The 22,468-nt window shown below is 71.0% G+C and carries 20 protein-coding genes; 12 read left to right on the top strand and 8 right to left on the bottom strand.

Features of this window, described 5'->3' with window-relative positions; genetic code table 11:
• Window positions 1-10: 10 nt before the first annotated feature.
• Entirely contained in the window at window positions 11-211 is a 201-nt protein-coding gene (locus E1267_RS18755; protein ID WP_132333862.1) for a hypothetical protein, read from the top strand.
• A 177-nt stretch (window positions 212-388) separates the two neighbouring features.
• On the opposite strand, the gene E1267_RS18750 is transcribed toward E1267_RS18755, so the two are convergent.
• Window positions 389-922, bottom strand: coding sequence for a hypothetical protein (locus E1267_RS18750; RefSeq protein WP_132333861.1), 534 nt, complete (start codon window positions 920-922; stop codon window positions 389-391).
• Between the two features lie 125 nt (window positions 923-1,047).
• Between E1267_RS18750 and E1267_RS18745 the strand changes: the two genes are divergently transcribed.
• Window positions 1,048-2,166 (top strand): ATP-grasp domain-containing protein, encoded by a 1,119-nt coding sequence (locus E1267_RS18745; RefSeq protein ID WP_132333860.1) that lies wholly within the window; start codon window positions 1,048-1,050, stop codon window positions 2,164-2,166.
• 91 nt (window positions 2,167-2,257) lie between these two features.
• On the opposite strand, the gene E1267_RS18740 is transcribed toward E1267_RS18745, so the two are convergent.
• Window positions 2,258-3,103, bottom strand: coding sequence for an NAD(P)H-binding protein (locus E1267_RS18740; RefSeq protein ID WP_132333859.1), 846 nt, complete (start codon window positions 3,101-3,103; stop codon window positions 2,258-2,260).
• An 85-nt stretch (window positions 3,104-3,188) separates the two neighbouring features.
• Between E1267_RS18740 and E1267_RS18735 the strand changes: the two genes are divergently transcribed.
• The gene (locus E1267_RS18735) at window positions 3,189-4,127 is read left to right on the top strand and encodes an AraC family transcriptional regulator (RefSeq protein ID WP_132333858.1); all 939 of its coding nucleotides are present in this window, start codon (window positions 3,189-3,191) and stop codon (window positions 4,125-4,127) included.
• A gap of 7 nt (window positions 4,128-4,134) precedes the next feature.
• Here the strand turns inward: E1267_RS18735 and E1267_RS18730 are convergent, their stop codons facing one another.
• Window positions 4,135-4,605 (bottom strand): MarR family winged helix-turn-helix transcriptional regulator, encoded by a 471-nt coding sequence (locus E1267_RS18730; protein WP_132333857.1) that lies wholly within the window; start codon window positions 4,603-4,605, stop codon window positions 4,135-4,137.
• On the bottom strand, window positions 4,592-5,344 hold the full coding sequence (locus tag E1267_RS18725; protein ID WP_132333856.1) for an alpha/beta fold hydrolase: 753 nt from the start codon (window positions 5,342-5,344) through the stop codon (window positions 4,592-4,594). The genes E1267_RS18730 and E1267_RS18725 overlap by 14 nt, the downstream gene beginning before the upstream one ends.
• 163 nt (window positions 5,345-5,507) lie before the next feature.
• Between E1267_RS18725 and E1267_RS18720 the strand changes: the two genes are divergently transcribed.
• The gene (locus E1267_RS18720; protein ID WP_132333855.1) at window positions 5,508-5,978 is read left to right on the top strand and encodes a hypothetical protein; all 471 of its coding nucleotides are present in this window, start codon (window positions 5,508-5,510) and stop codon (window positions 5,976-5,978) included.
• A 222-nt stretch (window positions 5,979-6,200) separates the two neighbouring features.
• Here the strand turns inward: E1267_RS18720 and E1267_RS18710 are convergent, their stop codons facing one another.
• Complete coding sequence (locus tag E1267_RS18710; protein WP_132333854.1) at window positions 6,201-7,262, bottom strand: Glu/Leu/Phe/Val dehydrogenase dimerization domain-containing protein; 1,062 nt, start codon at window positions 7,260-7,262, stop codon at window positions 6,201-6,203.
• A gap of 350 nt (window positions 7,263-7,612) precedes the next feature.
• Here E1267_RS18710 and E1267_RS18705 point away from each other — a divergent pair, with 350 nt between their 5' ends.
• A complete protein-coding gene (locus E1267_RS18705) occupies window positions 7,613-8,002 on the top strand; it encodes a hypothetical protein (protein WP_132333853.1) in 390 nt (129 codons plus the stop codon).
• 300 nt (window positions 8,003-8,302) lie between these two features.
• Here the strand turns inward: E1267_RS18705 and E1267_RS18700 are convergent, their stop codons facing one another.
• On the bottom strand, window positions 8,303-9,451 hold the full coding sequence (locus E1267_RS18700; protein WP_132333852.1) for an RNA ligase RtcB family protein: 1,149 nt from the start codon (window positions 9,449-9,451) through the stop codon (window positions 8,303-8,305).
• Window positions 9,452-9,769: 318 nt separating this feature from the next.
• Here E1267_RS18700 and E1267_RS18695 point away from each other — a divergent pair, with 318 nt between their 5' ends.
• The 6 genes from E1267_RS18695 (at window position 9,770) to E1267_RS18670 (ending at window position 17,169) form a co-directional block, all read left to right on the top strand.
• Window positions 9,770-10,339, top strand: coding sequence for a hypothetical protein (locus tag E1267_RS18695; protein WP_132333851.1), 570 nt, complete (start codon window positions 9,770-9,772; stop codon window positions 10,337-10,339).
• 129 nt (window positions 10,340-10,468) lie between these two features.
• Complete coding sequence (locus E1267_RS18690; RefSeq protein WP_132333850.1) at window positions 10,469-10,894, top strand: hypothetical protein; 426 nt, start codon at window positions 10,469-10,471, stop codon at window positions 10,892-10,894.
• 133 nt (window positions 10,895-11,027) lie between these two features.
• Window positions 11,028-11,924 carry an aminoglycoside phosphotransferase family protein gene (locus tag E1267_RS18685; protein ID WP_132333849.1) on the top strand — a complete coding sequence of 299 codons (897 nt, stop codon included), beginning with the start codon at window positions 11,028-11,030 and terminating at the stop codon, window positions 11,922-11,924.
• Window positions 11,925-12,181: 257 nt separating this feature from the next.
• Window positions 12,182-15,655, top strand: a complete 3,474-nt coding sequence (locus tag E1267_RS18680) for a WD40 repeat domain-containing serine/threonine protein kinase (RefSeq protein ID WP_132333848.1) — start codon at window positions 12,182-12,184, stop codon at window positions 15,653-15,655.
• 106 nt (window positions 15,656-15,761) lie between these two features.
• Window positions 15,762-16,562 carry a dienelactone hydrolase family protein gene (locus tag E1267_RS18675; RefSeq protein ID WP_132333847.1) on the top strand — a complete coding sequence of 267 codons (801 nt, stop codon included), beginning with the start codon at window positions 15,762-15,764 and terminating at the stop codon, window positions 16,560-16,562.
• A 46-nt stretch (window positions 16,563-16,608) separates the two neighbouring features.
• Window positions 16,609-17,169, top strand: coding sequence for a hypothetical protein (locus tag E1267_RS18670; protein ID WP_132333846.1), 561 nt, complete (start codon window positions 16,609-16,611; stop codon window positions 17,167-17,169).
• Here the strand turns inward: E1267_RS18670 and E1267_RS18665 are convergent.
• Window positions 17,133-19,052 carry an nSTAND1 domain-containing NTPase gene (locus E1267_RS18665; RefSeq protein ID WP_342774841.1) on the bottom strand — a complete coding sequence of 640 codons (1,920 nt, stop codon included), beginning with the start codon at window positions 19,050-19,052 and terminating at the stop codon, window positions 17,133-17,135. The genes E1267_RS18670 and E1267_RS18665 overlap by 37 nt on opposite strands.
• 408 nt (window positions 19,053-19,460) lie before the next feature.
• Window positions 19,461-19,649 carry a hypothetical protein gene (locus E1267_RS18660; RefSeq protein WP_132333844.1) on the bottom strand — a complete coding sequence of 63 codons (189 nt, stop codon included), beginning with the start codon at window positions 19,647-19,649 and terminating at the stop codon, window positions 19,461-19,463.
• Between the two features lie 272 nt (window positions 19,650-19,921).
• On the opposite strand from E1267_RS18660, the gene fxsT reads away from it, so the two are divergent.
• Window positions 19,922-22,468 (top strand): FxSxx-COOH system tetratricopeptide repeat protein, encoded by a 2,547-nt coding sequence (fxsT, locus tag E1267_RS18655; protein WP_132333843.1) that lies wholly within the window; start codon window positions 19,922-19,924, stop codon window positions 22,466-22,468.

The following is a 22,468-nucleotide window of genomic DNA, read 5'->3' as shown; positions in this document are numbered from 1 at the left end:
GCCGTAGCGCATGAGCACTCCTGACGAGAACGCGGCCAAGACCGACACCCAGCCGTTGCTGGACGCGGCCGAAGAGGCGGCGGAAGAAGAGCGCGGCGGCGAGCCGCGGCCCGCGGGGCAGGCGGCGATGGAGGAAGCGCTGAAAGAGTCGGGCCGGACGGCCGAGGACCTCACCGCCCCCGACACGGAGGACGGCGACAGCGCCGGTTGACGTCGCGGCGCGTGCCGAAACCCCGGCGACGGCGGCGATTCCCTGGAATGGGCCACCTCCTGCCCGCCGCCGCGGCACAGCTTCACGTCCATGCCGCGCAACCGCTCAGAACGCCCCGCGTTCGAGGTGCACTACCCGCACGACCGCGCCGGGAGCGGAGCACCTGCCGATCCTGGCTCAACGGGTGTAGGCCTTCTCGCGCGGCAGCGGGGCGCCGCCGGAACGGCGTCCGGGTTCGGCCGCCGCGTGGCGCTGACCGGGCCCTGGGCCGCCGCGCGCGGCGAGGGCGTCGGCGACGGCGCCGGTGACGAAGCCGTAGACCGACTTGTGCAGCACGTCCACGGCCAGTTCCCGCCTCGGCCACGTGGGAGGCGGGGCGCCGACGCCGGTGGCGTTCTCCAGGATCTGGTCGGTGGTCAGCCGGACGGCGGTGAACATCAGCGAGGACCATCCTCCGCGCAGCCCCGCCAGCGCCATCGTCGAGCGCAGCACTCCGACGAGTGCGCCCTGGCCGACGTGCATGCCCAGATTCACCACCTGCGACGCCCGTCCCCGGTGCTCCCGCATGCCGGTCAGCCGTTCCAGCACGCGGGCGGGGACGTGGGAGTCGGGGCGGGAGGTGAGGCGCTGCTCGGCCTTCTCGGCGAGGGTCATCGCGACCGCGCCCGCCGTACCGGCGACCAGCCCCTGCCACAGAGCGCGTCTCATCATGACGCCCGACTACCCTGACCGCCCCCTGGCACACCGCAGGCGCCTGCCCCGGCCTCGACGCATGCCCGCGCCGCGGGCGGGTAGCTGGGGCCGGCTGGGATGACGCCGGGTGGACGTGGGGTGCATTGCGCGCACTGATTGTGGAGACGGGCTTCAGCAGGGGAGCGCTTGCCGCGGTCCGCTCGCTCGCCGCCGCGGGCTGGCAGGTCGGCGTCGGCCATCCGAAGGCCGCCGGGCTGGCGTCGTCGTCGCGCTTCTGCCGCTGGAAGCACCGCGTGCCCGCGGCCCACGAGAGCCACGACGCCTTCATGGCCGCCGTCGGGGTCGCGGTCCGCCGCCACGGGTACGACGTGGTCTTCGGCGCCGGCGAGGCGGAGGTCCTCGCGCTGTCCATGGCCAGGGACGAGGTGCCGTCGATCGTCCCGTACGCCGGCCACCGGCACGTCGTCCGCGCCATCGACAAGCAGGAGTTGTGCGACGTCGCCGCGTCGGTGGGCTTGCGCACGGCCAGGATCCTCGACCCGCGCGTCCTCACCGCCGAGCACCGGCCCGTCGTGGTCAAGGCCCGCCTGCACGCCCGGCCGGAACAACCGGGAGCGCCGCCCAGGATCGACACGCTCGTCGTGCACGGCGCCGATGCCGCGCGCCGCCGGGCCGACGAGGTGCGCGAACTCGGCGGCGAGCCGCGGGTCGAGGAGTTCCACGAGGGCCGGCTGATGGCCTACTCCGCCGTGTCCGCGCCCGGAGGCCGGGTGGTGGCCGACTGCATGCAGGTGGCCTCGCGCATCTGGCCGCCGCAGGCCGGCGCGAGCTGCCGCGCCGAGACCGTGCGCGTGGACGCCGGCATCAGCGGCCCGGCGAGCCGGCTGCTGGCGAGCCTCGGCTGGTTCGGGCTGGCGCAGCTGCAGTTCGTGGTGCCCGAGGATGGAACGCCCCGGCTCATCGACCTGAACGGCCGTTTCTACGGCTCGATGGCCCTGGCCACCGCCGCCGGCGCCAACCTGCCCGCGGCGTGGGCCGACCTCTCGATCGGGCGGGAGGTGCCGTCCGTGCGGGCCCGGCCCGGCGTGCGGTACCAGTGGCTGGAGGGCGACCTGCGGCGGGCCGTCGTGGAACGCCGCTCCGGCCTGGTCGCTGACCTGGTCGGCACCGTGCGCTTCGCCGGGGGAGCCGCGCACAGCACCCTGTCCCTGCACGACCCGCTCCCCGCCCTGGCGGGTGTCTGCAGGCGGGTGCTGCGGTGAGGGGGCGGGCGACGTCTTCGCCCCGGTGAGCGGCTGGAGAAGGCTCAACCCACCCGGGGACACGGAATCCCTGGCTGACGGCGGGGGAGCGTCATGACGACCACACGCCGGCGCGCGCGGTGGTTCGTGTCCAGTCGGCGAAGTCGCGCGGCTCCCGGCCGAGGACCTGCCGCACGCCGTCGGAGAGGTAGCCGGAGCGGTGGTTGCGGATCACCGCCAGCAGGTCGCGCAGGGCCTCGGCCTCGACCTGCGATGCGCCCTGGCCGATCATTTCGGTGACGTGCTCCTCGGGTTCGAGTGCGACGTAGCGGATCTGCCGGCCGGTCGCGGCGGACAGTTCGGTCGCGACCTCGTCCAGGGTGAGGGCGCGGGGGCCGGACAGCGAGTACGTCTCGCCCGTGTGGCTCTCGTCCAGCAGCGCGGCCACCATCACGTCGGCGACGTCCTCGGTGTCGATCCATGGTTCCGCGCCGTCGCCCGCGGGCAGCCGCAGTTCGCCGGCCAGTACCTGGGCGTGCATGAAGTCCGTGCTGAAGTTCTGCATGAACCAGGAGGGCCGGACGATGGTCCAGGCGGCGTCACTGTCCTTGACCGCGTTCTCCAGTTCGAGCTGGGCGTGGTAGACCGCGAAGTCGCGGCCGGGGCTGCCGACGCCGCGGCCGGACAGCAGCACCACCCGGCGCAGCCCGTTCGCCGCCGCGTGCTGGACGAACCGCCCGGCCAGCGCGAGCCCCGGCGGGTCGTACGGCGGGACCACGTAGGCCGTGTCGATCCCGGCCGTCGCCGGGAGCCAGGTGCTCTCGTCGTACCAGTCGAAGCGCTGCTCACTCGATCGCGAGGCGAGCCTGATCGGGACGCCGCGTGCCCGCAGCCGCTCGGCGACGTGGCGGCCGGTCTTGCCCGCGCCGCCCAGGATGAGGATCGGTGTTGTCGTCATGTGCTGAGTCCACCGCGAAAGGGTGAGACAGGCCATGGTTGTTCAACGCATTTCCATGTCTGTGAATCTCACCTAGTCTGTGGCTATGGACGTGCTCGACGATTTGCTGGCCGGCACCAGAGCCCGTGGCGGCGTCTTCAACCTGACGATCATGGACCCGCCGTGGGCGCTGCACATCGCCGACGAGGCGCCGCTCTCGCTCGCGTCCCTCATCCGCGGCTCGGCCTGGATCGTACGCGACGGCCTCGCGCCCGTCCGGATGGAGGAACGCGACGTCGCCGTCCTGCGCGGAACGGAGCCGTACGTCGTGGGCGACGACCCCGCGACCGCGCCGCAACTGCGCATCCACCCGGGCGGACGCTGCGAACCTCTGCCGGGAGCCCCCGTCGACTACAGCGCGCGACTCGCGGTCCGTACGCACGGTGGGCGCCCCGGAGGCGCCGCCATGGTGGTCAGCGGCACCTACCAGCTGGAGGGAGACGTCAGCCGCCGCCTGCTCGCCGCCCTGCCGCCGGTGCTGGTGGTGCCGGCCGCCGAGGTCGCCGGGCACGTCATGGACATGGTGCTCGGCGAGATCCAGCAGGATCAGCCCGGCCAGCAGAGCGTGCTCGACCGGTGGCTCGACCTGGCGCTGATCACCACGCTGCGCGCCTGGTTCGCCAGGCCGGAGTCGCAGGCGCCCGGCTGGTACCGCGCGCAGGGCGATCCCGTCGTCGGCCTGGCGCTGCGTCTCCTGCACGAGGATCCCGCGCACCCGTGGACCCTCGTCGGGCTGGCCGAACGCACCGGCGTCTCCCGCGCGAGCCTGTCGCGCCGTTTCACCGCCCTGGTCGGGGAGGCGCCGATCGCCTACCTGACCGGCTGGCGCATCACCCTGGCCGCCGACCTGCTGCGCACGACCGACGACACCGTCGAGACGATCGCCCGCCGGGTCGGCTACGCCAACGCCTTCGCCCTGTCCGTCGCCTTCAAACGGCTCCGCGGCATCAGCCCCACGGCCCACCGGCGCTCCCAGGCCGCCTGACGGTCCCTCAGCCGGGATCCGCTTCGGGGCGGGCGCGGCGGGCCAGGGCTTCACCGGCGGGCAGGCCGCCGACGAACGCCCTGAGAAAACCGAGGATCTGCTCGACGTCGCGGCCCTCGGCCGCGGCGTCGATGGACTGATGGAGCCGCTCCTCGATCTCGGCGATCCGCCGTACGAGATCGTCGCCTTCCGCGGTGAGCGACAGGTCGATGTGGCGGCGGTCGTGGGCCGCCACGTCCCGCCTGACCAGGCCGATGCCGACCAGCCGGTCCACGAGCCTGCTCGGGCTGTTGCCGCTCTCGCAGACCAGCAGTTCGCCGAGACCGCTGAGCGTCAGAGGGCCGCGCTCACCCAGGACCCGGATCACCTCCGCCTGGGAGGGGGTGATGCCGAGCGGCCGAAGGGCCTGGCCGAGCAGCCGGTTGCCTTCCCGCTGCGCGGCCAGGATCAGGTATCTGAGCTCCTCAGCGGGCCGCATGGGCCGTCTCGTGATCGGCGGCCGTCTCGGCGAGGAACGTCTCGACGGCCTGGGCGTACGTCTCGGGGTGCGTGAAACGGAACATGTGCCCGGTCCTGTCCAGCACGACCTCGCGGGAGCCGGCGATTCCCGTACGCATGATCTCGGCTGCCTGCTCGCCGATCAGCTTGTCGTGCGACGGCGTGATGATCAGGGTGGGGACACGTACGCGATCGAGCCGGTCGACGTAGTCGGCGGTGAGGGCCGCGCCGACGCGGGCGCCGAAGGACGCCGCGGGGGTGTGGTCCAGGAACAACCTGCGGCTGTCCGCCTCGCTCCAGGGCACCTGGCCCTCACGGTCGTGCGGTGAGGCCAGCCGGTGGGCGTGCGCGCGCAGCGCCAGCTGCCGGTAGAGGCCGCCGCGCAGCCTGCCCATGAACCGCATGGCGCTCCTCCAGGCGGGAGAGGTGACGGGGTTCGCCGCGAAGCCACCGGACATCACCAGGGCACGCAGCCCGGCCGGCCGGCGCACGGCCAGCGCCAGCGCGATGTTCGCCCCGAACGAGTCGCCGACGAGCACGTAGTCGTCCAGGTCGGCGACGTGCTCCGCGGCGGCGTCGGCGTAGGCCTCCATGTCGGCCACACCCTCAGGAAGCCTGAAGGTGCGCTGCGGGCGGTGGGCCAGCGCGGTGAGTTGTGTCAGATCCCACGGAGCGCCGGAGAAGCAGGGGATGAACACCAGCGTCGGTTGGTTTGTCATGCCATTAGATTACACGACATATATGTCGTGTCAACTAATCCGGGAATCCGGCGAGAGCCCGCGCGGCGGCCGGCGGAGGCGATCACCCGGCACCCGGCCAGGACGCGCCGTCAGGCCGGAAACCCGATTGATCCGCTCCTGCGGTCGGTGCGACCATCCTGGGATGGAGGCAGAGGAGCTGCGAAAGATCGAGGCGAACGTCAACCTGGCCATCGAGCAACTCGCACCGCTCAGCGACGTGGACTTCGGCCTCAACGCGGAGTCCGTCGAGTGGGTGGATGGCTTCATCGAGCGCCAGCGTGCCCGCCCCGGCTTCGACCCGGAGCAGATCGACGGGCTGGTCGGCGCGCTCGGTTCGTTCCTGGGCGCCTGCCTGGTGGCCGCCACGGGCGGCCGCTGGCATAGGCCGGACGACGAAGCCTGGGGCGTGCTCCTTCCCGACGGCAGCACGGCCTTCCCTTTCACGAAAGTACGCAAGCAGTTCCGCGCCGGGATGGAAGGCGGCGAGTCGATCTCCGGCTTCTACCGGGTCGCGGTCGGCTACCTCGCCACGGGGAAGATGCGGGAAGCCCGTGAGGCAGGAGCCGGCCAGGACACGACGTCCGTTCAGCGCCGCCCAGGCCGTACTGAATGACCTGCTTCGGAGTCGACAACGGCAGCGTCGCCCATCGCTGGGCGCTCGACCACCCCGGGCAGGTCCAGTGGATCGCCGTGCTCGACGTGGTCCCCCACGACTACCGCGCCCACGAGCAGGATCTCGCCCTGGACGACGGGGACGCCGCCGCAGGCCGCCGGCTCACGATGCCGACCCTGGAGATCTGGCGTGAGTACGCCGACGACGTGACAGCCGCGCTGCTCACCGTCCCGGCTCGGGAGCGAGGGGAGGGCCGTCGGCGAGGTCGGCGGGGTCGCGCCAGGTGGCGAGGAACTCCTCCGCCAGGGCGCACGAGCCCGCGAACGGCCCGCCGGGATGCGCAAGCGCCAGCCCCGTGAACCGGCCGATCCGCTCCTCCACCAGGTCCCGCGCCGAGGCGGCGTCGGGCACCCGGCCGGCGCGTTCAGTGAGGTAGCCGATCGCCGCTCCGGCGCCGCAGACGAAGTCGGCCAGCGTCGTCACGTCGCGCTCCGTGAGGATGCGCAGCCCGGCCCCGGTGTAGGGCACGTTCGCCGCCGGTGCGATCACGCGGGCACGCACGCCGGCGGCGCGCTCGGCGGTCAGCGTGCCGGTCCGCGCGCCGGGCACCAGCACGTCCGCGGTCACCTCGTACAGCGTCTCGGCGGGCCGTACCGGCAGGCCGAGCAGGTTCACGCAGGCGTCGCCGTGCTCGGCGCGCAGCTCCTCCAGCGCGGCGACGTCCAGCCCGCCCGGGTCGGCCACGCAGCCGTGCAGCGTCGAGAGGGCGACGAGCCGCGCGCCCCGCCGCGCGGCCTCACGTACGACGGCCCCGCCCACCTTGCCGAACCCCTCCACCGCGAACGTGCGCCCGGCCAGCCCGCCGAGCGCGGTCTCCGCGGCGACCACCACGCCGAGGCCCGTCACCATGGTGTCCACCAGCTCGCCGTCGACCTCCTGGTGCATCACCGAGTCGGTACGGTGACCGGGCAGCGAGGCGAAGTCCCGCGTATGCGTGCCCAGGTCCGAGGCCGTGACGAAACCGCCCTTCTCGACCAGCGGGGTGATCTCCTGGCAGTAGCGGTCCAGGACGGCCGCCCGGTCCTCGGGTCCCGCCCGCAGCACCGCCTTGGCCCCGCCGATCCGCTCGCCGAGCAGGGCCAGCTTGTACGTCATCGCCCGCGCCAGCAGCCCTGCCTCGCCACGGGTGGCGTCGGGGGCCAGCCGGGTGCCGCCCGCGCTCGTCGGGCAGTCGAGGTCGAAGGCGATGTATCCGTCCACCGAGGCCAGTTCCACGATCCGCATGCGCGCTCCTCACGTCGTCCGCTGCCGACCAATCTCGACGCGAATCGCACGCATGTCCACCTTCGTCAGCGGAAGCCGTCAGGGCAGAGGAAGGTCCGGATGCGGGCGGCCGGCGCTCGCGAGGAGCGCCTCGCGGTCGTCCATCGCCAGGGGCCGAAGTCGCCGGGGTCGCTCATCGTGGCTCCCGGTCGCCGGATCAACGCAACAGCAGCGATCTTATTGAGCCGTGCGAACGCGGCCTGCTGTGGCGCCGATCACATCCGCTGTGTGGATTCGTCCACAGTCAATCCCTGCGAGTCTCCGTAGTGTCCCTTTCACCGGATCACACCGACACGGGGGAGGAACCCGAAATGCGTAAGACCTTCGCGATCGCCGCTCTTGCCGGTTCGATGGCCGTCACCGGCCTCGCCCTGAGCCCGGCCGCCGCCCAGGCGACCACGCACTCCACGACGACCTGGGGCAAGTTCTTCTCCAGCGACGGCAAGGCGTACACGTTCGGCAGGACGTGGAAGAGCCACGGCAAAGTCTTCACGAAGTGGTACGGAGTGGACAAGGTCGGCGGCAAGAAGGGCTGGGTCTGGTTCGAGGTGTACCGGAACGGCCGCTGGACCAAGTTCAACAAGGCGTGGGACGGCAAGGTCACGGGCGCCTGGAGCGGCCGGGGGATCAAGAAGGCGTACACGTTCACCTGCTGGGCCGGGAAATTCGACAACTGCGGCAAGAAGTACCGCATCCACTGAGGGTGAGTCGCGGGGGAGGAAACCGGGCGCCATAGGAAATGCCTAGGGCGCCCGTTGGCATTTCGTCTTTGCCTCTCTTTCCGGACATAGCGTGAAACAGCTCGACGAGGTGCGCGCCGCGGTTACTTCTGGCAGTCGCGAGTCGTGTGCACCGGCTTTTCGTTCGTCGAGCGAACCGACACGCGAACGAGAGGATCGCCGGCATGACCGTGGTCGAGCAAGAACCGGGAACACGAGAACTCGCGGGAAAGCGGGCCCTCGTCACGGGGCAGCCGAGACGCCGGCGGCGCCGTCCTTGTCTCATCCCCGGGCCGGCTTGCGGCGCCGGTCCCTGCGGGGCGTGGACCCGAGGTCGGCCGTCTTGTACGTGACCAGCGGGATCGTGGTGGCGATGGGCGTGGCCAGGTCATGGTCGACGAGGTCGGCGATGACCTGCTCGATGCGCTTGTAGGCTGTGGGAGCCTCCTCGAAGAGGAGCCGGCGGTCGCCGCACACCACCAGCGACCCCATCGGCGTGCGGCGTAGCTCTTCGACGGTGTGCTTGGCCCGGCCCCGGCGCAGCGCGTCGGCCCGCGACATCTTGCGGCCCGCGCCGTGCGCCACGGAATGGCCGGCGTCCGGCCCGGCGTGGCCGGCCACGAGGTAGGAAGGAGTGCCTCGTGTGCCGGCGATGAGCACGTCGAGGCCGTCACCCGGCGCCGCCCCCTTGCGGTGCAGGTAGGTCCCGTCGCGGACCTCGACCAGGTTGTGGCACTGGTCGACGATCGGCTCGGCGGGCTCGGCCCCCAGCGCACGGGCGACCCGCGCGGCCAGCAGCCGCCGGTTGAGCGACCCCCACCGTACGGCCTCGTCGTGCATCGCGAGGTAGCCGGCGGGATCAGGGGCGGGACCCGCGCCGTGCACCTCGGTGTGCGCCCGCAGGATCCGTTCGCCCAGCCCTCGGGAGCCGCTGTGGACGACGAGCACCAGGTCGCCGGCCTCCAGCCCGAGCCGGCTCGCGTGGCCGGGCTCGAAGACGGTCCCGATCCGGGCCAGTTCGACGAAGTGGTTGCCCCGTCCGACCGTCCCGAGGCCATCGACATGACCGGCGGGAATGTCGCCCTTCAGCACGTCCCAGGCGGGATCGTCGGCATCCCGCTCGGGATGCAGCGCACGATCGAGGTCGGGAAAGCGGGCGGCGAGCTTCTCGGGTACGGCGCGCTTGAGCTGGACGGGGAACACGGCGATGCCGCAACCGATGTCGGAGCCCACCAGGAACGGGTAGACGAGGGACGCGGTCATCGCGGCGCCGATGGGGGCGCCCTTGCCGGGGTGCAGGTCCGGCATGGCGGCGACGTGCAGCATGCCGTCGAGGGCGGCCACCTGGTGGCACTGCGCGACGGCATCGGACTCGATCCAGCTCGTGGCGGAGGCGAACACCGTCACGGTGGCAGGTAGCTGTTCGGACAAAGACGCTCTCTTCGCTGAAAGGAATGGTGCGCGGGCGGCAGCACGGCGCGAGTCGGCGCCGTGGCGTCCCGGGGGAGTGGGGTGCGATCTTTCAGAGCATCATGAGGACCACGTTCCCCGAGCCCGGCTGTGCGGGGCAACCGATTTTCGGCGTCGTGCCGTGACGTGCAGGGGCCGAGCGGCCGGGACCGCGCTTCGGACGGCCGGCGCATGAGACCTCCTCGGTAGGTAGAACGTTCGGTATTGACAAGGTGGCGTCGCGAGGAGCACTCTGTGGGAGATAGAACATTCTGTCTTGTAAGCCGAAAAAGGATCATCATGAGCTCCATCGCTGCTTCGCCCGGCATCTCCGGCACCGCGTTCACCCTCCGACGGCTGTACTTCGGCCGGTTCGCGTTCGCCGTCGTCTGGGCACTCGTGATGTTCACGACCGCCGCGAACCTGGGCCCGCTCGCGGCCACCCTGCTCGTGCTCTACCCGCTGTTCGACGTGGCCGCCGCCGTCATCGACGCCCGCGCGTCGCGCGCCACCGGATCACCGGTCCTGCTGTACGTGAACATCGCGGCCAGCCTGATCGCCGCCGTCGGCGTGGCCATCGCCTGCACGTCCGGCATCCCGGCGGTGCTGCGCGTCTGGGGCGCCTGGGCGGTCGTGGCCGGGGCGGTCCAGCTGGTCGTGGGCGTCACCCGCCGCAGGATGGGCGGCCAGTGGCCGATGATCATCAGTGGCGGCATCTCCGTACTCGCCGGCACGTCGTTCATCCTCGGCGCCTCCGCCCCCGACCCGACGCTGATCAACGCGGCCGGCTACGCCATCCCCGGCGGCATCTTCTTCCTCGTCTCGGCCATCCGCCTCGGCCGCGCCGCGAAGGAGAACTCCACTGTGTGAGACATCACCGCACATCAGGTGTCCCGTGGCCGGTTGCGCTCGTACGAGGCCGTACCCGTTGTGCGCGTCAGCGGCATTCGTGGTCTCATGGCGTGAGCATCAATCGATTGAAGGGATTAAGGGATTTCTGTGCATACACGCAAGCTGGCGACCCTCCTGACCGGCGCGGCCGTCGCCGCCTCCGCCACGATGGTGATGGGCGCCGCCCCGGCAGGCGCGGCCGGACCCTGCGGTAGCAGCTACAACCGGGTCGGCGTCTACGCCATCAACCACAAGGTGGACGGGAGCCGCACGGGCACGCTGGAGGTGTACTACAGCTCCAGCACCGGCAAGAACTGCGCCCTGACCTACGGCTACGGCAAGTACGCCAACACCAAGAGCTGGAAGGGGGTCGCCATCTCACGGGGCGACGGCAGCGGGAACGACTCGGACGCCGGCGAGTTCACGCACTACGCCGGCCCGGTGTACGTGTCCGCACCCAACCAGTGCATTGACGTTCAAGGGACCGTACCGGACTGGAATACGCGCAAGCTCAACAACGTGCACTGCGGCTGATCCCCGTCGCGACGGACGTGCGGGCGGACCTGCCGCGTTCGTACGCGGCATGCCGCGCCTCCGATCTGCAGCTCTCGAACCGAATGCGTGAACGAGAGCCGCTCCGTCCGCCGCCTCAGTACTGTGACTTCGCATGACCGACACCGAGATCGAGATCACCGCAGACCTGGTCCGCGCCCTGCTGCGGGAGCAACATCCGGACCTCGCAGGGCTGGCCATCCGTGAGGTGGCGGGCGGCTGGGGCAACCAGATGTGGCGCCTCGGGGACGAGCTGGCCGTGCGCATGCAGCGCATGGAAACCAGCCCTGAGCCCCAGCTCAGGGAGCGGCGGTGGCTGCCCGTGCTGGCCCCGCGCCTGCCGCTCCCGGTGCCGACCCCGGTGCGGTCCGGCGAACCGTCCGAGCGCTTCCCCAAGCACTGGACCGTGATGACGTGGGTTCCCGGCGAGCCGCTGGAATACGGCTCGATCAGCCGCGGCGCCCACGCGGCCGACACGCTGGCGGGTTTCCTCCGGGCCCTTCATGTGGAGGCGCCCGCCGATGCGCCGATCGCTACGGACCGCGGTGCCCATCCCAGGGACTGCACGGCCGGTTTCGAGAGATTCTTCGAGGCCATTGCCCCCGACAACATCGCCGCCGACGTCCGGGCCGTCTGGGACGACGCTGTCGCGGCCGGCGAGTGGGAGGGCCCGCCGGTGTGGGTGCACGGCGATCTCCATCCCGCGAACGTGGTCGTCTCGGACGGAACGCTCTCGGGCATCGTCGACTTCGAAACCATGTTCGCCGGAGATCCGGCGTGGGACCTCGCCGCCGCATGGGTGCTGCTCCCCGCGGGTACGGCCGCACGGTTCTTCGACGCGTACGGGCACACGGACGAGGCGGCGATCCGGCGCGCCCGCGGGCTGGCCGCGATGAAGAGTCTCTTCCTGATGAGCATGGGGCAGAACGGGGACCGGGGCCTTGCCGGTGGCAAGCCGCACTGGGGGCCTGCGGGACGGGCGGCACTTGATCGGGTTCTGAAGGGCGTTTGATCCCGGCCCTCCCCACGGCCGACCCGAGTGCGACGGTTTAGGAATCTTTGACCCGGTTGCGGTTCCCGCAGGTCGGTTCGGCCGCGTCGCCGATGCCCGCCGGCATGGAGCGGGAAGCGCGGCGATGGGCGTACGCGGGACGAAGATCTATCTCACGGGCGGCATGCGCACGAGGGGTGGAAGCCGCGTGCGAGGCGGGTGCGGTCAGGCATGCTTACCGTGACAACCTTCGCATAGCAGAGAACATCTAACTCGCCATGGAAGCGCTGAGCGCGGGGGATCCCCAGCGCGTCGGGAATTACTGGCTTGCCGGACGGCTCGGTTCGGGCGGGCAGGGCGTCGTGTACGACGCGTACGACGCCGACGGCAACCGGGTCGCGGTCAAGGTGCTGCACGCGGCCGACGATCGTGCGGTTCGCGACAGGTTCGCGAAGGAGACGACGGCCACGCGACGGGTGTCGTCGTTCTGCACGGCGCGCGTGCTGGCCGCCGACCTGGACGGGCACAGGCCGTATCTCGTCTCCGAGTACGTGCCGGGGCCGAGCCTGGGTGCGGCCGTGCGCGACGGACGCCGGTTCACCGGTGACGACCTGCATCGGCTGGCCACCGCGGTGGCCACCGCGCTGACGGCGATCCATGACGCGGGAGTCGTGCACCGTGACCTCAAACCGGACAACGTGCTGCTCGGGCCCGACGGCCCCAGGGTGATCGACTTCGGCATCGCTCGCACGCCCGACATGTCGCTCACCGCGACCGGCGAGGTGTCGGGCACCCCGGCGTACATGGCGCCCGAGGTGTTCCTCGGGGAGCGGGCGGGCGCGCCGGCCGACGTGTTCGCGTGGGGGTCGATCATGGTGTTCGCCGCCACGGGGCGTGAGCCGTTCGCCGCCGACAACCTGGGCGCCGTCATGCACCGGGTGCTGACGCACCGGGCCGATCTCAGCGCCTTGTCGTCACGCCTGGCCTCGCTGGTCGAGGCGGCCCTGACCAAGGATCCGGCGGCCCGTCCCGATGCCCGTGACCTGCTGCTGGCCCTCGTCAGCGGGAGCGACGCCGATACCGAGAGACTGCTGGCGGCGGGCAGCAGGACCGCGCGGGGCGTGCACGGGCCGGCGCCGCAGGGCGATCCCGCTCTGGGAACGATCGCCGAGGACGCCTACGAGTCGCTGAACCCCGAGGAGCGGGAGGTGGCGGCCGAGGTGTTCCTGAGGCTGGTGGCCGTCGGGGAGGACGGGCACGAGGCCGGACGGTCGGCCGGGTACGACGAGCTGTTCGAGGGGCGTCCCGAGCGGGAGTCGGCCGCGGTCAGGCGGGTGCTGGACGCGTTCTCGTACGTGATCGTCAGCGGCGACGACACGGTGGCCCTGTCGCGGCCAGGACTGCTGCGTGCCTGGCCGAGACTGCGCATGTGGGTGGACGCCGACCGCGACGGGCTGGCCATGCTGAACAGCGTCAACGCCGCCGCCCGCCACTGGGCCGGGAACGGCAGACGCGACGCCGACCTGCTCCAGGGCAGCCGCCTGGAGCAGGCACTGAGCTGGGCCGCGACCGGCCGCCGGCGCGTCACGCTGACCCCGTTCGAACAGGACTTCCTGCGCGCCGGCACTCAGCTCACCAGACGGCGGGTCAGGCGCCGGACGCTGACCACGGTCGCGCTGGCCGGGCTGCTGGTGGTGTCGATCGTGGCCGGCGGGCTGGCTGTCTGGCAGCGCCAGGAGACGGCACGGCAACGCGACATCCTGGCCGCCAAACAGGCGGCCGCCGAGGCGGATCGGCAGCGTGCCATCGACCCTTCCCTGGCGATGTTGCTGAGCGTGGCGGCCTGGCGGATGTCGCCGGCGCAGCCGGAGGCCCGCTCCAGCCTGACGGCCTCACTCCAGCAGCAACAGACGGCTGTCTTCCACGACCCGCCGGTCAAGGGCGTGGCGCGGCGGCTGCTCAGCCGCGACGGCCGCACGCTGGTCAGCGCCAGCGAAGGCGGGGTCAACGTGTACGACGTGCGCACCGGCAGGCGTACAGCGAGCTGGCCCCGGATGACGCTGAGCGGAACGATCGCGTATCCACCGGCGCTGAGCCGCAGCGGGCGACTGCTGGCCCAGACCACGACAGAAAAGCTCGGCGTCTGGGACGTGAAGACCGGCAGGAAGCTGCTCGAACGACCGCTCCCCGCGCGAAACTGGTTCGGCTACAGCGCCGTGTTCGGCGAGCACGAGACCACGCTCACGCTGCTGTACAGCCTGCATGACGTCCACTACCTGCTCGACGTCTCCACCGGCGAGCAGTTCGGCAAGCCCGTCTTCCGGCAGCGCGGCGGGAAGGCGGTGAGACACCCGCTCGTGGACCGCACGGGGAAGCGCCTGCTGCTGCCGGGCGACCGCCTCGACCGGATCGCGCTGCCGGGGTGGCGGACGGAACGGCCGTTCCCCGCCTGCGCGGAGCGGCCCAAGGCGGTGGCGTTCAGCCACGACGGCAGGACGCTCGCCTGCGGCGGGACGGATGTCGCCCTTGTCGACGCCTCCTCGGGCCGCGCCCTCGGCGACACGATCGCCTGCCGCGTCTGCGGGTCCGACGGCCAGTTACGCTTCAGCCAGGACGGCCGGCACCTCGCCGCCTTCCGGGGAAGAGATGTGCAGGTCTGGGATCTGCGCACCCGGAACACCGTGCTCGATCACCGCGCCGAGGGCGATCTGACCGACGTCGCGTTCGATCCCGACGGCACCACGCTCCGGTACGTCATGGACGACGCCGTCGTCAGCCTGGACCTGCGGCCTCGCACTCACGCGACGGCTGTGCCCGGGGTGGCCTACCTCAGCGGCGACGGCAGGCGGGCCGCGATCGTCGCCGGCCGGCAGCTTCGGATCTTGGACATGGGCACGGGCAAGGAAACCGCCCGACTCCCCGTCGCAACGGAGGGCGGGCCGCTGATCGCCGACTTCTCCGGAACGAAGCTGGCCGTCAAGGAGGTCAGCGGCAAGGTCACGCTCTGGGACCTGCGTACCCGGGCCAGGCTCTGGTCGGTGCCGATGCCCGGGAAGGGCGGTATGCCCATCAACACCCGGTTCAGCCCGGACGGGCGGCGGCTCGCGATCACCGTCGCGTACCGGCAGAGCCGGGTGTTCAAGGAAGTGGTGCTCGACGCCGCCGACGGGCACGTGCTGAACTCGTTCGACACGGCATCCCGGGGCGGGCCGTTCCTGCCGGGCGGTACGGCGTACGTGTCGCCGGACAGCGGCAGGTTCATCGACGTCGGCACCGGCAAGCCGGTGGGCGCCGGACTCCTGCCCACGGATGCGCTCGCGATCAGCAGGGGAGGCCTCCTCGCCGCTTACGAGAGCACCACCGGGCGGGTCGGGCTGTGGAACGTCGACGGGCCCGCGGCACTGCGCCCCGCCCTTCCCCGAGCCGCCGGCGAAGTCGATTTCCTGTCCTTCTCACCTGACGGCAAGACGCTCGCCACCGTCTCGTCAGAGGGCCTGCTCCAACTCTGGGACGTCGAGGCCAGGCGCCGGCTCGGCGGGTCCTACCTGGTGCGGGAGGGCCAGCCGTGGTCGCTCGTCTTCAGCGCCGACGGGGCTGCCGTGCACGTCGGGGTGGAAGGGGCCGTCCGCTCGGTGGCCGTCGACGGAGAACGGGTGGCGCGGGAGGTCTGCGCGCGGGTCGGGCGTTCGCTGTCGCCCGCCGAATGGGAGCGGTACCTGGGCGGAGCGCCGTACCAGAACATCTGCCCTTAGGCCGATCATCGTCCTCCTCGGGCGTGTACTGTTCCGCTGGCGGCGAAGTCCGCCGGTGGTGAACCCCGGCCCGTCCGACCCTCGACGAGCACTACAGTCCGGCTACATGACCACGGTGACGACACGCACGGTCGAATACTCCGCCGACGGCCTGACGATGATCGGGCATCTCGCGCTGCCCTCCGGCGCCGGGCCTCGCCCTGCGGTGCTGCTCGGACCAGAGGGCCCGGGGCTCAGCGATGTCGAGCGCCGCCGAGCCGATGCGCTCGCCGAGCTGGGATACGTGGCGCTGGCCTTCGACATCCACGGCGGGCGCTATTTCGCCGACCCCCAGGAGATGCTGGCCCGTTGCATGCCGCTGCTGGGCGATCCCGACCGGATGCGCGGCATCGGCCACGCGGCACTCGAGGTGTTGCGCGCCGAACCGCGGACCCACCCCGACCGGATCGCCGCCGTCGGCTACGGCACCGGGGGCGCGATCGCGCTGGAGCTGGGGCGCGACGGCGTCGACCTGCGCGCGATCGGGACGGTCAACGGGCTGATCACGGGCCGGCCGGGCGAGGCGGCGCGCATTCGCTGCCCGGTGTGGGCCGGGGTCGGCTCTGAAGACCCGATCATGCCGCCCGCGCAGCGCGACGCGTTCACCGCCGAGATGCAGGCCGCGGGCGTCGACTGGCGCCTCGTGGTCTACGGCGGCGCCTTGCACGCCTTCCACCACCCGACGGTCGACCAGCCCGTGCTCCCCGGCGTCGGCTACCACCCGCAGCACGCGCAGCGAGCCTGGCGCGACGTCGTCGGCCTGCTCGCCGAGTGCCTGCCGTCACGGAGTGACCTGACCGGCAACGGCTTGGTGAAGGCGTCCTCACTCGGCGGTGGGACCGGCCGCGCCCGATCCACACGAGACTGATCTGCGAGCTCTGCCATCCGCCGTCACGCGATGTCACACTTTCGCCATGGCGGATGCCTCGCTTGTGACGACCATCATTTCCGCGGCCGGCGCGATCGTGGGCGCTCTCAGCGCTCTGGGCGGCGTCGCACTGACCAACCGGGCCGCCGCCAGAAAGGAGGAACGGGAGGCGCAGCGGCGGCGTGAGGAGCAGCAGGCGCAAGCGCGCGAGCAGGCGTACGGGGAGTTGCTGGGCGGGGCGCTCAAGCTGAGGTTGCAGGTTGAGGTCGCGGCCCACCACTCCTGGGAGGACATGAACGTCCGGCTCGCCGCCATCGAGGCGCAGGCCGCGACGGTGGGTGATCTGGCCTCGCGCGTGGCTGTCCTGTCCCCGGGCGGTGTTGCCCGGGTCGCGAGGGATCTGGCGACGGCGGCGTACGCACTGGCGAGCCAGGTGACCCAGCACACCCGGATGCACTACGACGAGGGCGGCCAGTTCCTGGGCGGGCAGATCCTGGAGCCTCCGTTGTTCGGCCCGATCGAGCAGTGCATCGACGACTTCTGCGACGTGGCGGTTGACGCCGGGCGTCCTCAGGAGGGCGACGGACTGCCGGTCCGCAGGAGCTGAGTCGCCGCCGCACGCTGGTGTGGGGCCAGCGGGGGAGCCGTAGCGGCCAAGGAGAGACGGGCGAGGCCGGCTGCTCCGGTGCGGTCGCTGCCCAGTGCCCTGACGCGGGCGACGTACAGGAGCGCCGGCCCGTTCTGGGAGCCGGCTTCTAGCGCCGCATCCATCTCTTCCTCGGCGTCCCGGTGGTTGCCGGTGCTGACGAGGGCGAGCGCGCGGGCGGCGCGACCCTCGGGACGCAGATGTCGCCGCACCTGGTCGAGATCGTGCAGGGCCTTGGCGCCCTGGCCCAGGTCGGCCAGCATCTCTCCCCGGGTCCGCAGCGCCTCGGGCGTGCCGGAATCGGTGTTCAGCACGTCGGTGAGTACGGTCACCCCGGCCTGGCCCTGGCCCGCCTGCCACAATGTCCGGCCCAGCTCGGTCTGCAGCGCCAGGTCGGCCGGCAGCCGGTCGACCGCGGAGCGCATGGCGTCGACCGCTTCGGCGCCCAATCCCTGAGCCAGCAGCGAGTGGGCGATGGCGGCCAGCAGGTTGGCCACGGCAGGGTTGTCCCGCATCGCCTCGTAGGAGGCGGCGGCTGCCCGGTAGTGGGTCACGGCTTGTCGCGGATCGCCACGGAGGTGTGCGATGTCGCCCAGCCTCGCCTCGACCGCGGCCAGGAGCGTCAGGTCCTCCAGCCCGGTGAGGGCCGCGTTCGCGCTCAGCTCGGCGGCGGCGAGGTCTCCCCTGAACAGCGCGGACTCGGCCGCGGCCAGATGCCGGTGAGGGCTGGTGCCGCTCCCTCGCAGGTCGGCGACGTCCAGTCGGGTGAGCGGCTCGGCCAGGCACTCATGGTGCAACCTGTAGGAGCCGTGGTCGGCGCGCAGGATGTGACGGTCCTGCAGGGCGAGGAGTATGGCCGGCGGGAGGCCCGCGCGGGTGGCGTTCCTCGCGGTGTCGCCGCGGGCCGCTGGGGAAGCGAACGCGTTTTGCAGCCACGACGCCACGCGGAGGGTGGAGACGTCGTGCTCCATGGTCACGTCCGCGACGGCCTGGCCGCAGAACTCGCGCAGCGCCGGTTCGATACCGGGGTACGCGTGCACGTCCCGCAGGGTGATGGCGGTGGTGTCGGCGGGGAGCGAAGTCCACAACCGTGAGCAGATCGCCTGCAGGAGCACCGGGTCGACCGTGCCGTGCCCGGTGGCGACGGCGGAGGCGATGCGCTCGGCCACGCCGTCGGCGTACCACCTCCCGCTGCCCGCCACGGGCCCTTCGATGGCCTGCACTGCCTCGTCGAGCGTGAGCGCGCCCAGGTGGTACGGCTGCGCGGATCCCAGGGCGATCTCGAGGTCGGGCACGTGCTCGTCCCGTATGGACAGGAGGAGCCGCAGGTGCGGTAGTTCGCTGGTGATCTCGCGGAGCTGGGTCAGGAAACCGGCGCGGTGCCGATCGAGACGCGAGTGTCGTTCGAAGACCTTCTCGACCTGGTCGATCACGGCCAGCAGGGGACCGGAGCGGCCGTCGGCCCGGCCGTCGCGGCGCAGGAACTCGTAGAGCGACAGGCCGGCCAGGCGGCCTGGGGGCGTTGCCGGCGACCATGAACAGAGCACGGCGAGCGTGTGCGGGTTGTGCTCCGGCAGCGCGGCGAGCGCGTGGGGAGGCGGTCCGGAGGGTCGCCCTATCGGGAGGATGTCGGCGGCGCGGAGGGCGGGGTGCGTGACGAGCTTCGCGTGGAGCAGCGAGGTCTTCCCGCAGCCGGGCGGTCCGCTGAGCACGGTCAACGGATGCTGCGGCCAGCGATCGGCGATGTCGTCCGCCGCTGCGGAGCGCCCGAAGTATTGTCCGGATTCATCCGCGTAAAAGGGGCGAACGCCAACATATGGCTGCCGATCGACATATTGGGCCATCACGCTGACAGTCATCGCAGCGATCCCGTCCGAAAAGGGCGTCCTGTAAGCAGGATCGGCTTCGGATGCGAGGTAGCGGCCAGACCCGCTCGCCGGCCACCGCACTGCGAAGACAGCTTCGCGGTGGACTGCCGACAGGCGATAGCGAGAGGGAGGCGCGTCGGCCGATTGCACGAATGCCCTGGAGGAGATGACGACTGCCGGAAAATGGTGCCGACTCCTCTCAGCGCGAATGCGGTCGCCCCGGTGGAGCCCGGTCCGACGTATGGCGTGAGTTTATGTCCGCGGGCAGTGCGCTCGTACCGCGACCCGCCGTGACACGCGGTTGTAGAGGCTTGCCCCTCTCACGGAGCCGGATGCCGTGGCGGGCAAGGTGACGGTTGCCTTTCGGGCCAGGTGTAAGGGGTGTCATATGCTCTGACCGAATCCGAGCAGCGATCCGCTCTGGCCGAGCGCCCTCTTCACCGCCTCGCCGAACACCGACGGGTCTTCCGCTGAGAGCGCCGCGATGTCGCGGAGCGAGGCCGCGGAGAGGTCGAGCAGGCCTCCGTCACGCTCGTCGACACCCTCGGACGAAGATTCCTCCTGTCTCGCCAATGGACACTCCAGACGTCGGGGCGGCTGACCGTATGGTCATGCGCCATGCGGACGCCGCTTGTAAGGCATGCCTGCCACAGCATCGCCCATATCGCCGCCCTTGCCTAGAGGGGTGCGCCCCCGCAAATCAGCTGACCAGGCGGAACTGTCAACTGAAGATCGCCCTTACGCTCGAATGTCCAAAATGATCCGCAATAAGGCTTGAAGGCGACTTTTGTCCCTTTATGGCGACTTGTATGCCCACCTGTGCGTCAGCGGGTCGGCTATGAGGCATGCTACGGTGTTGCTACCATCACTCTGTGACGGGTTCTCGGGCGGTGGCGCGCGGATTGCCAGAGGTATGGGGCGAAAAGATTCCGCCGCGCAATAAGAATTTCACCGGCCGAGATGGCCTGCTCGAGCAACTTCGCGCCGGAATAGCGGCCGACGTGACGGCGGTCGTGCCGCACGCCCTGCACGGCATGGGCGGGGTCGGTAAAACTCAGGTCGCGGTCGAGTACGCCTGGCGTTATCAAGCCGAATACGACGTGGTGTGGTGGATATCGGCTGACCAGGCGCTGCTGGTGCCCGCGGCGCTGGCGGCGCTCGCTCCCCGGCTCAACCTGCCACCCGCCAAGGCGGTCGGCATCGAGGACACCGCCACAGCCGTCCTGCACGCGCTGCGTCGTGGCGACCCGTACGATCGCTGGCTGCTCATCTTCGACAACGCCGACCGGCCGGAAGACATCAACCAGCTCATCCCGCGTGGTCCCGGGCATGTTCTCATCACCTCGCGCAACCAGGAGTGGCGCAGCGTCGTCGAGACCGTCCCCGTCGACGTGTTCACCCAGGGCGAGAGCGTGCAGTTCCTGCACAAACGCGTCTCCAGCGCACTTCGCGAGGTCGACGCGCGGCGGCTCGCCGATGAGCTGGGGCACCTGCCGCTGGCCCTGGAGCAGGCGGGCGCGCTGCAGGCCGAGGCGGGCATGTCGGTGGACGAATACCTCCAGCAGCTCGCCAAGCACATGTCCGACACCCTGCAGATGCCCAAGCCGCTCGACTATCCACGGTCGATGACCGCGGCCTGGCGGCTCTCGGTGAGCCAGCTGGAGCAGCAGCTCACCGAAGCGGTCGAGCTGATGAGGTGCTGCGCCTTCTTCGGTCCCGAGCCGATCCCCGTCGACGTGTTCCGCTGGGGCGTCGACGAGCATCTGGCACCGGGTCTGCAGCAACTCCTCGACAACCCCCTGCTGCGCAGCAAGGCCATCCGGTTGATCGGGCGCTACGCGCTGGCCAAGCTCGACCCGGAGACACGCACCCTTCAGGTGCACCGCCTCATCCAGGCCCTGCTCCGCGCCGACCTGAGCGAGGACGAACAGGATCGCTACCGCAAAATCGTTCATGTCCTGCTGGCAAGCCCGGCACTCGGCGACCCCGACGACGAGGCCAACTGGCTGCGCTACGCCGAGCTCGTCCAGCACATCGTGCCGTCCGGCATCGCCGGCACCCGCGACCCGAGGGTGCGCGAGTTCGCGCTCAACATGGTCCGCTACCTCTACGCGTCGGGCCAGCACCAGACGAGCCGCGCTTTCGTGGAGAGCTTCCTCCAGCAGTGGACCAAAGACTCCGGTCCCGACGATTCCCACGTGATCGACGCCCAGGCACAGCTCGGCAAGGTGCTGCGTGTCCTCGGCGACTATCCCAAGGCCTTCGAGACCGACAGGGCGGCCCTGGACCGCGCGCGCCGGGTCTTCGGACCCCAGCACGAGAAGTCACTGTTCCTCTCGCAGGGATTCGGCGGAGACCTGCGCGCCATGGGCGACTTCTTCGAAGCCAGAGACCACGACGAGCAGGTCCTGCGGGGGCACGAGGCCACGTACGCCTCCGATCACATCGAGCTGCTGCTCGCCAAGAACAACCTGGCGCTCGACTACGCGCTGGTAAGCCACTACCAGCGGGCTCGGGCCGTCCATGAGGACGTCTTCACGATCGCCAGCCGGAAGTCCGACGTCAGCAAGGTCTCTCACCTGCTGTTCTGGGGCAACCTCGCGCGGGTGGTCCGGCTGTGCGGCGACTACGAGGATGCCTGCGACCTGGGCGAGGACGCCTACGCGTTCGGCGTCCAGGAGCTCGACGTCGAACACTGGGTCACGCTCCGCACCGGCAAGGACCTCTCGATCGCGCTACGCCGCGCCGGCCGCTACGACGAGGCGATCGAGCTGGCCCGGGACGTCTACGAGCGGTACGCACGCCTGCTCGGCCCCGACCATCCCGACACACTGGCCGCCGCCATGAACCACGCCAACACCCTGCGCACCACCGGGCAGATCAACGAGGCCTTCGACCGGGCCCTGGACACGATGAACCGCTACCCGCAGGTGTACGGCGAGGAGCACCCCTACAACCGCGGGTGCGCGGGCAACCTGGCCCTGCTGCACCGAGTGCGAGGAGACGCCGAGAGCGCGCGCAAGCTCAACGAGCAGTGTCTGGCCGCCCTGGACAGCAGGCTCTCCCGCGACCACCACTACGCGCTGGTCACTGCGATCAATCTGGCCAGCGACCTGACCGCGCTCGGCGAGCTGGACGCCGCGCAGAGCCTCAGCGAAGACACGATGAACCGCTCCAGCACGTTGCTCGGAGCAACCCACCCGCTGACCCTGGGCTGCTCCGCCAACCTGTCGGTGGTGCTGCGCCGCACGGGCGCCGAGGAGAAGGCCGAGGAGCTGGCGTCGCGGACCGTCAGGCAGTTCGCGAAAGTGCGCGGCCCCCAGCATCCCGACACCGTGGTCGCCGGCGAGGGGCGGCAGCTCGACTTCGACTTCGACCCGCCACCTATCTAA

This window comes from Nonomuraea longispora (assembly GCF_004348345.1).
In the GTDB taxonomy this organism is placed as follows: domain Bacteria; phylum Actinomycetota; class Actinomycetes; order Streptosporangiales; family Streptosporangiaceae; genus Nonomuraea; species Nonomuraea longispora.
This window is presented reverse-complemented; position numbering and strand designations above follow the sequence as displayed.